14 protein-coding genes are annotated in these 14,260 nt (G+C 71.1%); 13 read left to right on the top strand and 1 reads right to left on the bottom strand.

Translation table 11 applies throughout. The features are described 5' to 3' along the window. Positions 1–27 precede the first annotated feature (27 nt). From OGH68_RS06120 to nusB, 7 genes are all read left to right on the top strand, one after another. Positions 28–510 carry a shikimate kinase gene (locus OGH68_RS06120; protein WP_264249929.1) on the top strand — a complete coding sequence of 161 codons (483 nt, stop codon included), beginning with the start codon at positions 28–30 and terminating at the stop codon, positions 508–510. Continuing rightward, complete coding sequence (aroB, locus tag OGH68_RS06115) at positions 507–1,601, top strand: 3-dehydroquinate synthase (protein ID WP_264242289.1); 1,095 nt, start codon at positions 507–509, stop codon at positions 1,599–1,601. Before OGH68_RS06120 ends, aroB begins: the two co-directional genes overlap by 4 nt. Next, positions 1,598–2,038, top strand: coding sequence for a type II 3-dehydroquinate dehydratase (locus OGH68_RS06110; protein WP_264242288.1), 441 nt, complete (start codon positions 1,598–1,600; stop codon positions 2,036–2,038). Before aroB ends, OGH68_RS06110 begins: the two co-directional genes overlap by 4 nt. 176 nt (positions 2,039–2,214) lie before the next feature. Then, positions 2,215–3,087: an ATP-binding protein gene (locus OGH68_RS06105; RefSeq protein WP_264242287.1), complete on the top strand. Its 873-nt coding sequence runs from the start codon at positions 2,215–2,217 to the stop codon at positions 3,085–3,087. A gap of 153 nt (positions 3,088–3,240) precedes the next feature. Next, positions 3,241–4,350 carry an aminopeptidase P family protein gene (locus tag OGH68_RS06100; RefSeq protein ID WP_264242286.1) on the top strand — a complete coding sequence of 370 codons (1,110 nt, stop codon included), beginning with the start codon at positions 3,241–3,243 and terminating at the stop codon, positions 4,348–4,350. Positions 4,351–4,412: 62 nt separating this feature from the next. Beyond that, on the top strand, positions 4,413–4,979 hold the full coding sequence (efp, locus tag OGH68_RS06095; RefSeq protein ID WP_264242285.1) for an elongation factor P: 567 nt from the start codon (positions 4,413–4,415) through the stop codon (positions 4,977–4,979). 2 nt (positions 4,980–4,981) lie between these two features. Next, a complete protein-coding gene (nusB, locus tag OGH68_RS06090) occupies positions 4,982–5,410 on the top strand; it encodes a transcription antitermination factor NusB (RefSeq protein ID WP_264242284.1) in 429 nt (142 codons plus the stop codon). A 168-nt stretch (positions 5,411–5,578) separates the two neighbouring features. On the opposite strand, the gene bldD is transcribed toward nusB, so the two are convergent. Next, complete coding sequence (gene bldD / locus OGH68_RS06085) at positions 5,579–6,079, bottom strand: transcriptional regulator BldD (RefSeq protein ID WP_005319862.1); 501 nt, start codon at positions 6,077–6,079, stop codon at positions 5,579–5,581. A gap of 229 nt (positions 6,080–6,308) precedes the next feature. Here bldD and pyrR point away from each other — a divergent pair, with 229 nt between their 5' ends. From pyrR to carB, 6 genes are all read left to right on the top strand, one after another. Further along, positions 6,309–6,884, top strand: coding sequence for a bifunctional pyr operon transcriptional regulator/uracil phosphoribosyltransferase PyrR (gene pyrR, locus OGH68_RS06080; protein WP_264242283.1), 576 nt, complete (start codon positions 6,309–6,311; stop codon positions 6,882–6,884). Positions 6,885–6,974: 90 nt separating this feature from the next. Then, positions 6,975–7,952, top strand: coding sequence for an aspartate carbamoyltransferase catalytic subunit (locus OGH68_RS06075; RefSeq protein WP_264242282.1), 978 nt, complete (start codon positions 6,975–6,977; stop codon positions 7,950–7,952). Between the two features lie 4 nt (positions 7,953–7,956). Then, positions 7,957–9,243 (top strand): dihydroorotase, encoded by a 1,287-nt coding sequence (locus OGH68_RS06070; protein ID WP_264242281.1) that lies wholly within the window; start codon positions 7,957–7,959, stop codon positions 9,241–9,243. Between the two features lie 17 nt (positions 9,244–9,260). Next, positions 9,261–9,806, top strand: a complete 546-nt coding sequence (locus OGH68_RS06065) for a hypothetical protein (protein WP_413471088.1) — start codon at positions 9,261–9,263, stop codon at positions 9,804–9,806. Further along, positions 9,803–10,939, top strand: a complete 1,137-nt coding sequence (carA, locus tag OGH68_RS06060; RefSeq protein WP_264242278.1) for a glutamine-hydrolyzing carbamoyl-phosphate synthase small subunit — start codon at positions 9,803–9,805, stop codon at positions 10,937–10,939. Before OGH68_RS06065 ends, carA begins: the two co-directional genes overlap by 4 nt. Next, on the top strand, positions 10,932–14,240 hold the full coding sequence (gene carB, locus OGH68_RS06055) for a carbamoyl-phosphate synthase large subunit (protein WP_264242277.1): 3,309 nt from the start codon (positions 10,932–10,934) through the stop codon (positions 14,238–14,240). The genes carA and carB overlap by 8 nt, the downstream gene beginning before the upstream one ends. The last annotated feature ends 20 nt before the right edge of the window (positions 14,241–14,260 follow it).

Raw genomic sequence — 14,260 nt, 5'->3', positions numbered from 1 at the left:
GGGCCGCAGATCGTCCTGATCGGGCCGATGGGCTCGGGCAAGTCCACGGTCGGCGAACTGCTCGCCGACCGGCTGGGCGTGGCCTTCCGGGACACCGACGCCGACATCGTCGCCGCAGAGGGACGCGAGATCTCCGACATCTTCGTCGAGGAGGGGGAGGCCCACTTCCGCGCCCTCGAACGTGCGGCCGTGCGGACGGCCGTCGCCGAGCACACGGGCGTACTCGCCCTCGGCGGCGGCGCGATCCTCGACGACGGCACGCGTGCACTGCTCGCGGGCCTGCCCGTCGCCTACCTCTCGATGGAGGTGGAGGAGGCGGTGAAGCGCGTCGGCCTCAACACCGCCAGGCCGCTGCTCGCCGTCAACCCGCGCCGCCAGTGGCGCGAGCTGATGGACGCCCGCCGCCACCTGTACACCGACGTCGCCCGCGTGGTCGTGGCCACCGACGACCGCACCCCCGAAGAGGTCGCGCAGGCGGTCCTCGACGCACTGGAGCTGAAGGACGCATGACTGACCAGGCAATGACCCGTATCCAGGTCGGCGGCACGGCCGGCTCCGACCCGTACGAGGTACTGGTCGGCCGGCAGCTGCTCGGCGAACTGCCGGGCCTGATCGGGACGAGGGCCCAGCGGGTGGCCGTCATCCACCCGGAGGCGCTCGCGGAGACCGGTGAGGCGCTGCGCGCGGACCTCGCCGGCCAGGGCTACGAGGCCGTCGCGATCCAGGTGCCGAACGCGGAGGAGGCCAAGACCGCCGAGGTCGCGGCCTACTGCTGGAAGGCGCTCGGCCAGACCGGGTTCACCCGCACCGACGTCGTCGTCGGCGTCGGCGGCGGCGCCACGACCGATCTCGCGGGTTTCGTCGCGGCGACCTGGCTGCGCGGCGTGCGCTGGATCGCCGTGCCCACCACCGTGCTCGGCATGGTCGACGCCGCCGTCGGCGGCAAGACCGGCATCAACACCGCGGAGGGCAAGAACCTCGTCGGCGCCTTCCACCCGCCGGCCGGTGTGCTGTGCGACCTCGCCGCGCTGGACTCGCTGCCGGTCAACGACTACGTCAGCGGCATGGCGGAGATCATCAAGGCCGGCTTCATCGCCGACCCGGTCATCCTCGACCTCGTCGAGGCCGACCCGCAGGGCGCCCGTACGCCCGCGGGGCCGCACACCGCGGAGCTGATCGTGCGCTCCATCCAGGTGAAGGCCGACGTCGTCTCCAGCGACCTCAAGGAGTCCGGCCTCCGCGAGATCCTCAACTACGGGCACACCCTCGCCCACGCCATCGAGAAGAACGAGCGCTACAAGTGGCGGCACGGCGCGGCCGTCTCCGTCGGCATGGTCTTCGCCGCCGAACTCGGCCGCTTGGCGGGACGGCTGGACGACGCCACCGCCGACCGCCACCGCGCCGTGCTGGAGTCCGTCGGACTGCCGCTCACCTACCGGGGCGACCAGTGGCCCAAGCTGCTCGAGACCATGAAGGTCGACAAGAAGTCCCGCGGCAACGTGCTGCGCTTCATCGTCCTCGACGGCCTCGGCAAGCCGACCGTGCTGGAGGGCCCCGACCCTGCGGTGCTGCTGGCGGCCTACGGCGAGGTCTCCGCATGAGCCGCCGGGTGCTGGTGCTCAACGGGCCGAACCTCGGACGCCTGGGCTCCCGTGAGCCCGACGTCTACGGAGCGACCTCCTACGCCGGTCTGGTCGACACCTGCCGGGCGCTGGGCAAGGAGCTCGGCTTCGACGTGGACGTCCGGGAGACGAACGACGAGGGGGAGATGATCCGCTGGCTGCACGAGGCGGCGGACGGTTCGATTCCGGTCGTTCTCAATCCCGGTGCCTTCACGCACTACTCGTACGGGATGCGCGACGCCGCCGCCCAGCGCACCGCCCCGCTCATCGAGGTCCACATCTCGAACCCGTACACCCGCGAGACCTTCCGCCACACGTCGGTCGTCGCGGCGGTGGCCAGCGGCACGGTCGCCGGCTTCGGCATCGGCTCCTACCGGCTCGCGCTGCGCGCGCTGGCGGAGGAGCTCGGCGGCTGAACCGCCCCGTGCCGGGCCGCCCTGCACGAGGGCACTTCACGCCGTTCCCGGCCGTTGACGCTACGGCGGCCGGGCCGGCGGCACATCCGAGCGGCACCAGGAAGGTACCGTTCGGTAGCGCGACGGCCATCGGCCGTCCGATCAAGCGTCAGTCGCACGAGACGGAGTGGCACCGGATGCAGGACGCAGTGGGGGCTCCGCTGCCGCCGCCCCACGGACCGGGGCAGGGACCGGCCGGATGGATACACAGCGCACAGCACCCGGGCCCCGGCCCGGGTCTGCCCCCGGGGCCGCCACCGCCGCCCGCGGCCCCGGCCGGTCCCCCACCGCCCTCCGCGCCGCCCGGGGCCCCCGCAGGGCCGCCGCCTCCCGGCTGGACCGGACCGGCGCCGTCGCAGCAGCCTCCGCGTGAGTCGACCGGCCACGTCCAGCTCCCGCCCGGCGGGCCCGTTCCCATACCCGCCCCGCCCCCGGCGGACAGCGGCACGGGCGCGGCCATGCTGGCCGTGCTGCTCATCGGCCCGGCCGGAGCGGGCAAGACCACGGTGGCACGCCACTGGGCCAACAACCGCCGGGTGCCCACGGCGCACATCAGCCTCGACGACGTACGCGAATGGGTCTGCTCTGGCTTCGCCGATCCCCAGTCGGGCTGGAACGACAACTCCGAGGCCCAGTACCGCCTCGCCCGCCGCACCTGCGGCTTCGCCGCCCGCAACTTCCTGGCGAACGGCATCTCCTGCATCCTCGACGACGCCGTCTTTCCCGACCGCCCCGCCGTCGGCCTCGGCGGCTGGAAGCGCCACGTCGGCCCCGGTCTGCTGCCCGTGGTGCTCCTGCCCGGCCTCGAGATCGTCCTCGAGCGCAACGCGGAGCGCAGCGGCAACCGCCGCCTGTCCGACGAGGAGGTCGCCGGCATCCACGGCCGGATGGCCGGGTGGTACGGATCGGGCCTGCCGATCATCGACAACTCGAAGTACGACGTGGAGACGACGGCGCGGGTGCTGGACGACGTCCTGGCACGGGCGATCGCGAGCCCGCCGAGCTGGTAGGGACCGTGCGGTGCCCGCTGCGCGGAGCCTTCTCCCCTCCCCGCCGCAGGCGCCGCGCCCGCCCGCACGGCGACCCGCGCCCGCGACCCACGTGGCGGAGCCGCTCGGCCGTGTCACCGGGCCCCCGGCCCCCCGCACTCGTACGCTCGGAGAATGTCTGAGGTGTATGGCGTCCGCCGCGGCCTACTGCGGGACCGCTGTGCCGCGACCGGCAGCGCGGCAGCCCTGATCTCCCGGCCCGCCAACGTCCGCTATCTCGCGGGCGGCGCCCCGCCCGGCGCCGTACTGCTCCTCGGGCCCGACGACGACGTGCTGCTCTGCCCCCGCACGCCCGCCGCCGGCGACCCCGCCGACGGCCGGCCGGACGACGGGCTGCGGCTCGTCGTACTGCCGACGTCCGCGGGCGACGCCGCGGTCGCGGCCGCGGAGCTGGCACGCACGGACGGTGTGGAGTCGCTCGCGGTCGAGGAGCACCATCTGACCGTCGCCAGACACCGCGCGCTCGGCTCCGTCGCACCCCGCCTGCGCCTCGCCGATCTGGGGCTCGCGGTCGAGCAGCAGCGGATCGTCAAGGACGAGGACGAGATCGCCTGTCTGCGGATCGCGGCCGAGATCACCGACCAGGCCCTCGGCGAGCTGCTGGAGTCCATCCTGGTGGGCCGCACCGAGCGGCATCTCGCCCTCGAGCTGGAGCGCCGGCTCGTCGACCACGGCGCCGACGGCCCCGCGTTCGCGACCTCCGTCGCCACCGGTCCCAACTCGGGCCGCGTGGACCACCGTCCGGGCGACCGCCGGGTCGAGGAGGGGGATTTCCTCTCCGTGTGCCTCGGCGCGAACTACCGCGGCTACCGCTGCGAGATCGGCCGGACCTTTGTGATCGGCACGTCCCCGGCCGGCTGGCAGATCGAGCTGTACGATCTCGTCTTCGCCGCTCAGCGGGCCGGCCGGGAGGCCCTGGTGCCCGGGACCGCGTACCGGGAGGTCGATCACGCGGCCCGGCAGATCCTGGACGCCGCGGGCCACGGGGAGGAGCTCGCGCGGCGTACGGGCCACGGTGTCGGGCTCGAAATCGACGAGGACCCGCAGCTCGCCCCTGCGGCCATGGGTAAACTGGACGCTTGTGTGCCGGTCACCGTCGAACCGGGGGTCCACCTCCCGGGCCGGGGCGGGGTCCGGATCGATGACACGCTCGTCGTGCGCCAGGAGGCGGACGGCGGACCCGAGCTACTCACCATCACGACCAAGGAGCTGCTCGCGCTGTAGCCGAGCTGCGGTGCGAAAGCCTTGGTCGTCCACCCAGCGTCAGTCCAGGAGATTCCGCAACCGTGGCTTCCACGAACGACCTCAAGAACGGCATGGTGCTCAAGCTCGACGGAGGCCAGCTCTGGTCCGTCGTCGAGTTCCAGCACGTCAAGCCCGGCAAGGGCCCTGCCTTCGTGCGCACCAAGCTCAAGAACGTGCTCTCCGGCAAGGTCGTCGACAAGACCTTCAACGCCGGCGTGAAGGTCGAGACGGCCACCGTCGACCGGCGCGACATGCAGTTCTCGTACATGGACGGCGAGTACTTCGTCTTCATGGACATGCAGACGTACGACCAGCTGATGGTCGACCGCAAGCAGGTCGGCGACGCCGCGAACTTCCTCGTCGAGGGCTTCACCGCCAGCGTCGCCCAGCACGAGGGCGAGGTGCTCTACGTGGAGCTGCCGGCCGCCGTCGAGCTGACCATCCAGCACACCGAGCCCGGCGTGCAGGGTGACCGTTCCACCGGTGGCTCCAAGCCGGCCACCCTCGAGACCGGCTACGAGATCCAGGTCCCGCTCTTCATCACGACGGGCGAGAAGATCAAGGTCGACACCCGTTCCGGCGACTACCTCGGCCGGGTGAACAGCTAACCGTGGCTGCCCGTAACAAGGCCCGCAAGCGCGCCTTCCAGATCCTCTTCGAGGCCGACCAGCGCGGGGCGTCCGTGCAGAGCGTCCTCGCGGACTGGGTCCGGCACGCCCGTACCGACGAGCGGCAGCCGCCGGTCGCCGAGTACACGATGGACCTCGTCGAGGGGTACGCGGAGCACGCGGACCGTATCGACGAGCTCATCGCCACCTACGCCGTCGGCTGGACGATCGACCGCATGCCGGTCGTCGACCGGAACATCCTCCGGCTCGGGGCCTACGAGCTGGTCTGGAAGGACGAGACTCCGGACGCGGTGGTGATCGACGAGGCGGTCCAGCTCGCCAAGGAGTTCTCCACGGACGAGTCCCCGGCGTTCGTGAACGGCCTGCTGGGCCGTTTCAAGGACCTCAAGCCGAGCCTGCGCCGCGACTGACGCGAGCCGGTACCGGTTGCATCAGGCCCGGGGCGGAAGACCATGGTCTTCCGCCCCGGGCCTGACGTCTGCCCGGACGTGTGAGGGAGCGGGCGGGGACGCCGGAGGGCGGGACCGGTCCGGACCGGTCCCGCCCTCCGGCGTGACGTTTTTTCTGCTCAGCCGCGGTCAGCTCTCCTCGTGCGCGACCGCACGGCGCGCGTCCGCGTCCAGCACGCCCCAGCTGATGAGCTGCTCGGTCAGCACCGACGGCGACTGGTCGTAGATCACGGCCAGGGTGCGCAGGTCGTCCTGGCGGATCGACAGCACCTTGCCGTTGTAGTCCCCGCGCTGCGACTGGATCGTCGCCGCGTACCGCTGCAGCGGGCCGGCCTTCTCCTGGGGGACGTGGGCCAGGCGCTCGAGGTCGAGGACGAGCTTCGGCGGCGGCTCGGCGGCCCCGCCCGGCGTCGTGCCCGGGAGCAGCTCCTGGACCGGGACGCCGTAGAAGTCCGCCAGCTCGGCGAGGCGCTGCACCGTCACGGCACGGTCGCCGCGCTCGTACGAGCCGACGACGACGGCCTTCCAGCGGCCCTGGGACTTCTCCTCGACACCATGGAGGGACAGCCCCTGCTGGGTGCGGATGGCGCGGAGCTTGGCCCCGAGCTGCTTTGCGTATTCGCTGGACATATAGCTCCCCGGACGCTGTGACAACGTGCGGCTCCGCCGCGCGACTGGTAACTCACTGTGAGGTTACGCAGCGTGACTTGGATGAGTCAAGCCGAATGGTCCGGACCGGTTTCGGCCAGCGGCCGGCCGACGCGGATCAATACACCCATCAAGCCCTGGTAACGTGGACGGCGCAATTCCGACGTCCTTTAAGGTCCGTCCCGTGAGGCGGAGAAGGAGGTCCTTTTTCATGGACGCTTCCAGCAGTTCCGATGCCGCCCGGCCCGTTCTCGAGGGCCCCGACATCGCGCGGGTACTGACCCGCATCGCCCACGAGATCGTCGAGCGCGCCAAGGGCGCCGACGACGTGGTTCTCCTCGGCATTCCCACCCGCGGTGTCTGCCTGGCCCGCAGGCTGGCCGAAAAGCTTCAGGGCATCACCGGGCGGAAGATCCCGGTGGGCTCGCTCGACATCACCATGTACCGGGACGATCTGCGGCTCAAGCCCGCCCGCGCGCTGGCCCGCACCGAGATCCCCGGCGACGGCATCGACGGCCGTCTCGTCGTCCTCGTCGACGACGTCCTCTTCTCCGGCCGCACCATCCGTGCGGCCCTCGACGCCCTCGGCGACCTCGGCCGCCCCCGGGCCGTGCAGCTCGCCGTCCTGGTCGACCGCGGCCACCGCGAGCTGCCCATCCGTGCCGACTACGTCGGCAAGAACCTCCCAACGTCGCTGCGGGAGACGGTCAAGGTCCTGCTCGACGAGGAGGACGGTCGCGACACCGTGCTGCTCGGCGTGAGAGAGACCGCGGCCGGCGAGCGGTAGCACCCCCGTACGGCCCACCCCTTCGTACGGCGTGCCCTTCCGTGCGCCCGCATGTCTCGAAAACCTCCACAGACCTGGAGAAAACCCCCGATGATGCGCCACCTCATCTCGGCCGCCGACCTCACCCGCGACGAAGCCGTCCTCATCCTCGACACCGCTGAGGAGATGGCCCGGGTCGCCGACCGGCCGATCAAGAAGCTGCCGGCCCTGCGCGGCCGCACCGTGTGCAACCTCTTCTTCGAGGACTCCACCCGGACCCGGATCTCCTTCGAAGCGGCGGAGAAGCGCCTCTCCGCCGACGTCATCAACTTCGCCGCCAAAGGCTCGAGCGTTTCCAAGGGCGAGTCCCTCAAGGACACGGCGCAGACGCTGGAGGCGATGGGCGTCGACGCCGTCGTCATCCGGCACGGGGCGTCCGGCGCCCCCTACCGCCTCGCCAACTCCGGCTGGATCGACGCGCCCGTCATCAACGCCGGCGACGGCACCCACCAGCACCCCACGCAGGCCCTGCTCGACGCCTTCACCATGCGCCGCCGCCTCGTCGGCAAGGACGCCGGGATCGGCCAGGACCTGGCCGGCCGGCGCATCACGATCGTCGGCGACGTGCTGCACAGCCGGGTCGCCCGCTCCAACGTCGACCTGCTGCACACCCTCGGCGCCGAGGTCACCCTCGTCGCCCCGCCGACCCTGGTGCCCGTCGGCGTTCAGACCTGGCCCTGCGAGGTCTCGTACGACCTGGACTCCACCCTCACCAAATCCGACGCCGTGATGATGCTGCGCGTCCAGCGCGAGCGGATGAACGCCGCCTTCTTCCCGACCGAGCGCGAGTACTCACGGCGCTACGGCCTGGACGGCGAGCGGATGGCGAAGATGCCGGGGCACGCGATCGTGATGCACCCCGGCCCGATGGTCCGCGGCATGGAGATCACCGCCGAGGTCGCCGACTCCGACCGCTGCACGGTCGTCGAGCAGGTCGCCAACGGCGTCTCCATCCGCATGGCCGTGCTGTACCTGCTGCTCGGCGGCAACGAATCCGACGCCCCCACCACCCGTACCGAGGAGAAGTAAGACCATGAGCAAGACCCTGATCCGCGGTGCGAAGGTACTCGGCGGCGAGGCCCAGGACGTCCTGATCGAGGACGGCACCGTCGCCCGGGTCGGCACCGGCCTCGAGGCCGAGGGTGCGACCGTGATCGAGGCCCAGGGACAGATCCTGCTGCCGGGCCTCGTCGACCTGCACACCCACCTGCGCGAGCCCGGCCGGGAGGACTCCGAGACCGTCCTCACCGGCACCCGCGCCGCCGCGAGCGGCGGCTACACGGCCGTGTTCGCCATGGCCAACACCTTCCCCGTCGCCGACACCGCCGGTGTCGTCGAGCAGGTCTACCGGCTCGGCAAGGAGTCCGGTTACTGCGACGTCCAGCCCATCGGCGCCGTCACCGTGGGCCTCGAGGGCAAGAAGCTCGCCGAACTCGGCGCCATGCACGAGTCCGCGGCCGGCGTAACCGTCTTCTCCGACGACGGCAAGTGCGTCGACGACGCCGTGATGATGCGCCGGGCGCTGGAGTACGTGAAGGCGTTCGGCGGTGTCGTCGCCCAGCACGCCCAGGAGCCGCGGCTCACCGAGGGCGCCCAGATGAACGAGGGCATCGTCTCCGCCGAGCTCGGGCTCGGCGGCTGGCCCGCCGTCGCCGAGGAGTCGATCATCGCGCGCGACGTGCTGCTCGCCGAGCACGTCGGCTCCCGGGTCCACATCTGCCACCTCTCCACCGCCGGCTCCGTCGAGATCGTGCGCTGGGCCAAGTCCCGCGGCATCGACGTCACCGCCGAGGTAACCCCGCACCACCTGCTCCTCACCGACGAGCTGGTCCGCTCCTACAACCCGGTCTACAAGGTCAACCCGCCGCTGCGCACCGAGCGGGACGTCATGGCCCTGCGCGAGGCCCTCGCCGACGGCACGATCGACATCGTCGCCACCGACCACGCCCCGCACCCGCACGAGGACAAGGACTGCGAGTGGGCCGCGGCCGCCATGGGCATGGTCGGCCTGGAGACGGCGCTCTCCGTCGTCCAGCAGACGATGGTCGAGACCGGTCTGCTCGACTGGGCGGGCGTCGCCGACCGGATGTCGTTCAAGCCCGCGCAGATCGGACAGGCCAAGGGACACGGTCGGCCCGTCTCGGCTGGTGAGCCCGCGAACCTCACCCTGGTCGATCCGGCATACCGTGGTGAGGTGGACCCCGCGGGCTTCGCCTCCCGCAGCCGCAACACCCCCTACGAGGGCCGCGAGCTGCCGGGACGCGTCACCCACACCTTCCTGCGGGGCCGGGCGACGCTCGTGGACGGGAAGCTGGCGTGACACCTGCACTCATCACCATGGCCGTGGAACAGAAGTCGGCGGAGGTGACCGACTGGGCCGCGCGCATCGGCTGGGTCGTCGGCCTGCTGCTGTTCATCGCGTTCGTCTACTGGCTGATGCGCCAGGGCTGGAAGTGGCGCGGCTCGCTGCAGTCCGACCTGCCCGAGCTGCCCACTGCGCCGACCGCGCCCAGTGACGCGAAACTGACGATGACCGGCCGCTACCACGGCTCCACCACCGCCGGGCAGTGGCTCGACCGGATCGTCGCCCACGGGCTCGGGACCCGCAGCCGCGCCGAGCTCACGCTCACCGACGCGGGACTGGCGGTGGAGCGTCCCGGTGCGCAGGACTTCTTCGTACCGGCGGCGGCGCTGCGCGAGGCCCGGCTCGACAAGGGCATCGCCGGCAAGGTCCTCGCCGAGGGCGGTCTGCTGATCGTCACCTGGGCGCACGGCGGCAAGCTGATCGACTCCGGCTTCCGCTCCGACCACGCGGCCGAGCAGAGCGAGTGGGTCGAGACCCTCAACAACATGATCAACACGACGGAAGGCACCGCACGATGACGATCTCCACCCGGGGAGCCGCACAAGCTCCCGCCGTACTCGTCCTGGAGGACGGCCGCACGTTCCGCGGCCGTGCCTACGGGGCCGTGGGGGAGACCTTCGGCGAGGCGGTGTTCAACACCGGCATGACCGGCTACCAGGAGACCCTCACCGACCCCTCGTACCACCGCCAGGTGGTCGTGATGACCGCGCCGCACGTCGGCAACACCGGCGTCAACGACGAGGACGACGAGTCGAGGAAGATCTGGGTCGCCGGGTACGTCGTACGCGACCCCGCCCGCATCCCCTCGAACTGGCGCTCGCGCCGCACGCTCGACGACGAACTGGAGTCCCAGGGCATCGTCGGCATCAGCGGCATCGACACCCGCGCCCTCACCCGCCACCTGCGTGAGCGCGGCGCGATGCGCGTCGGCATCTTCTCCGGCGAGGCACTGGCCGACGACGCCGCACTGCTCGCCCGGGTCCAGCAGGCCCCCGAGATGAAGGGCGCCGACCTCTCCTTTGAGGTCGCCACCACCGAGGCGTACGTCGTCCCGGCGATCGGCGAGAAGAAGTTCACCGTCGCCGCCCTCGACCTCGGCATCAAGGGCATGACCCCGCACCGGATGGCCGAGCGCGGCATCGAGGTCCACGTCCTGCCCTCCACCGCCACCGCCGAGGAGGTGTACGCCGTGAACCCCGACGGCGTCTTCCTCTCCAACGGCCCCGGCGACCCCGCCACCGCCGACCTGACCGTCATCAAGGCGGTGCTGGAGCGCAGGACCCCGCTGTTCGGCATCTGCTTCGGCAACCAGCTGCTCGGCCGCGCCCTCGGCTTCGGCACGTACAAGCTGAAGTACGGCCACCGCGGCATCAACCAGCCCGTGCAGGACCGCACGACCGGCAAGGTCGAGGTCACCGCGCACAACCACGGATTCGCCGTCGAGGCCCCGCTCGACAAGGTCTCCGACACGCCGTACGGCCGCGCCGAGGTCTCCCACGTCTGCCTCAACGACAACGTGGTGGAGGGCCTCCAGCTGCTCGACCAGCCGGCCTTCAGCGTCCAGTACCACCCCGAGGCGGCCGCCGGCCCGCACGACGCCGCGTACCTCTTCGACCGCTTCGTATCCCTGATGGAGGCCGAGCGTGCCTAAGCGCACCGATATCCAGTCCGTCCTGGTCATCGGCTCCGGCCCGATCGTCATCGGCCAGGCCGCCGAGTTCGACTACTCCGGTACCCAGGCGTGCCGCGTCCTCAAGTCCGAGGGTCTGCGCGTCATCCTGGTCAACTCCAACCCGGCGACGATCATGACCGACCCGGAGATCGCCGACGCCACGTACGTCGAGCCGATCACCCCGGAGTTCGTCGAGAAGATCATCGCCAAGGAGCGCCCCGACGCGCTGCTGCCCACCCTCGGCGGCCAGACCGCGCTCAACACCGCCATCTCCATGCACGAGCAGGGTGTGCTGGAGAAGTACGGCGTCGAGCTGATCGGCGCCAATGTCGAGGCCATCAACAAGGGCGAGGACCGCGACCTCTTCAAGGAGGTCGTGGAGGCCGTCCGGGAGAAGATCGGGCACGGCGAGTCCGCCCGCTCGGTCATCTGCCACTCCATGGACGACGTCCTGGGCGGCGTCGAGACGCTCGGCGGATACCCCGTCGTCGTCCGTCCCTCCTTCACGATGGGCGGCGCCGGTTCCGGCTTCGCCCACGACGAGGACGAGCTGCGCCGCATCGCCGGCCAGGGCCTGACCCTGTCGCCGACCACCGAGGTGCTCCTGGAGGAGTCCATCCTCGGCTGGAAGGAGTACGAGCTGGAGCTCATGCGCGACAACCACGACAACGTCGTGGTCGTCTGCTCCATCGAGAACTTCGACCCGATGGGCGTCCACACCGGCGACTCGATCACGGTCGCCCCGGCGATGACGCTCACCGACCGCGAGTACCAGCGGCTGCGCGACATCGGCATCGCGATCATCCGCGAGGTCGGCGTCGACACCGGCGGCTGCAACATCCAGTTCGCGGTGAACCCGGACGACGGCCGGATCATCGTCATCGAGATGAACCCGCGCGTCTCCCGGTCCTCCGCGCTCGCGTCCAAGGCCACCGGCTTCCCGATCGCCAAGATCGCCGCGAAGCTCGCCGTCGGCTACACGCTGGACGAGATCCCGAACGACATCACCGAGAAGACGCCCGCCTCCTTCGAGCCGACCCTCGACTACGTGGTCGTGAAGGCCCCCCGATTCGCCTTCGAGAAGTTCCCGCAGGCGGACGCCACCCTCACCACCACCATGAAGTCGGTCGGCGAGGCCATGGCCATCGGCCGCAACTTCACCGAGGCGCTGCAGAAGGCTCTGCGCTCCCTGGAGAAGAAGGGCAGCCAGTTCTCCTTCACCGGTGAGCCGGGGGACAAGGACGAGCTGCTGCGCGAGGCCGTGCGCCCCACGGACGGCCGGATCAACACCGTCATGCAGGCCATCCGCGCGGGCGCCACGCCCGAGGAGGTCTTCGAGGCGACGAAGATCGACCCCTGGTTCACCGACCAGCTGTTCCTGATCAAGGAGCACGCGGACGAGCTCGCCGCCGCCGAGAAACTCCACCCGGAGCTGCTCGCGGACGCCAAGCGCCACGGCTTCTCCGACGCCCAGATCGCCGAGATCCGCGGGCTGCGCGAGGACGTCGTGCGCGAGGTCCGGCACGCCCTCGGCATCCGCCCGGTCTACAAGACGGTCGACACCTGCGCGGCCGAGTTCGCCGCCCGCACCCCGTACTTCTACTCGTCCTACGACGAGGAGTCCGAGGTCGCGCCGCGCTCCAAGTCCGCCGTGATCATCCTCGGCTCCGGGCCGAACCGCATCGGCCAGGGAATCGAGTTCGACTACTCCTGCGTCCACGCCTCCTTCGCGCTGCACGACGCCGGGTACGAGACCGTGATGGTCAACTGCAACCCGGAGACGGTCTCCACCGACTACGACACCTCCGACCGCCTGTACTTCGAGCCGCTGACGCTCGAGGACGTGCTCGAGATCGTGCACGCCGAGTCGCTGGCCGGCCCGATCGCCGGTGTCGTCGTGCAGCTCGGCGGCCAGACCCCGCTGGGCCTGGCCCAGGCGCTGAAGGACAACGGCGTCCCGGTCGTCGGCACCCCGCCGGAGGCCATCCACGCCGCGGAGGACCGCGGCGCGTTCGGCCAGGTGCTCGCCGAGGCAGGGCTGCCCGCGCCGAAGCACGGCACCGCCACCACCTTCGCCGGCGCCAAGGCCATCGCCGACGAGATCGGCTACCCGGTCCTGGTCCGCCCGTCGTACGTGCTCGGCGGCCGCGGCATGGAGATCGTCTACGACGAGGCGCGCCTCGAGGCGTACATCGCCGAGTCCACCGAGATCTCCCCGACCCGCCCCGTCCTCGTCGACCGCTTCCTCGACGACGCCATCGAGATCGACGTCGACGCGCTCTACGACGGCCACGAGCTCTACCTCGGGGGCGTCATGGAGCACATCGAGGAGGCCGGCATCCACTCCGGCGACTCGGCGTGCGCCCTGCCCCCGATCACGCTCGGCGGCTTCGACATCAAGCGCCTGCGCGCCTCCACCGAGGCCATCGCCAAGGGCGTCGGCGTCCGCGGACTGATCAACATCCAGTTCGCGATGGCCGGCGACATCCTCTACGTGCTGGAGGCCAACCCGCGCGCCTCCCGCACCGTCCCCTTCACCTCGAAGGCGACCGCGGTGCCGCTGGCGAAGGCCGCCGCCCGTATCTCGCTCGGCGCCACCGTCGCCGAACTGCGCGAGGAGGGCCTGCTGCCGAAGACCGGTGACGGCGGCACGCTGCCGCTCGACGCGCCGATCTCCGTCAAGGAGGCCGTCATGCCGTGGTCCCGCTTCCGGGACGTCCACGGCCGCGGTGTGGACACCGTGCTGGGCCCGGAGATGCGCTCCACCGGCGAGGTCATGGGCATCGACACGGTCTTCGGCACGGCGTACGCCAAGTCGCAGGCCGGCGCGTACGGCCCGCTGCCGACCAAGGGCCGCGCGTTCGTCTCCGTCGCCAACCGCGACAAGCGCTCGATGATCTTCCCGGCCCGCGAACTGGTCGCCCACGGCTTCGAGCTGCTGGCCACCTCCGGCACCGCCGAGGTCCTCAAGCGCAACGGCCTCAACGCGACCGTCGTGCGCAAGCAGTCCGAGGGCGAGGGCCCGAACGGCGAGAAGACCATCGTCCAGCTGATCCACGACGGGGAGGTCGACCTCATCGTCAACACCCCCTACGGCACCGGCGGCCGCCTCGACGGCTACGACATCCGCACCGCAGCCGTCGCGCGCGGCGTCCCGTGCCTGACGACGGTGCAGGCGCTCGCCGCCGCCGTCCAGGGCATCGACGCACTCAACCAAGGCAACGTCGGCGTCCGTTCCCTGCAGGAACACGCACAGCACCTGACCGCGGCCCGCGACTAGCCACCACGAGGGGGACACCG

It is taken from the genome of Streptomyces peucetius, assembly GCF_025854275.1.
GTDB lineage: Bacteria > Actinomycetota > Actinomycetes > Streptomycetales > Streptomycetaceae > Streptomyces > Streptomyces peucetius_A.
Note: the sequence above shows the minus strand (reverse complement) of the source record. Positions and strands in the feature narration are given on the sequence as shown.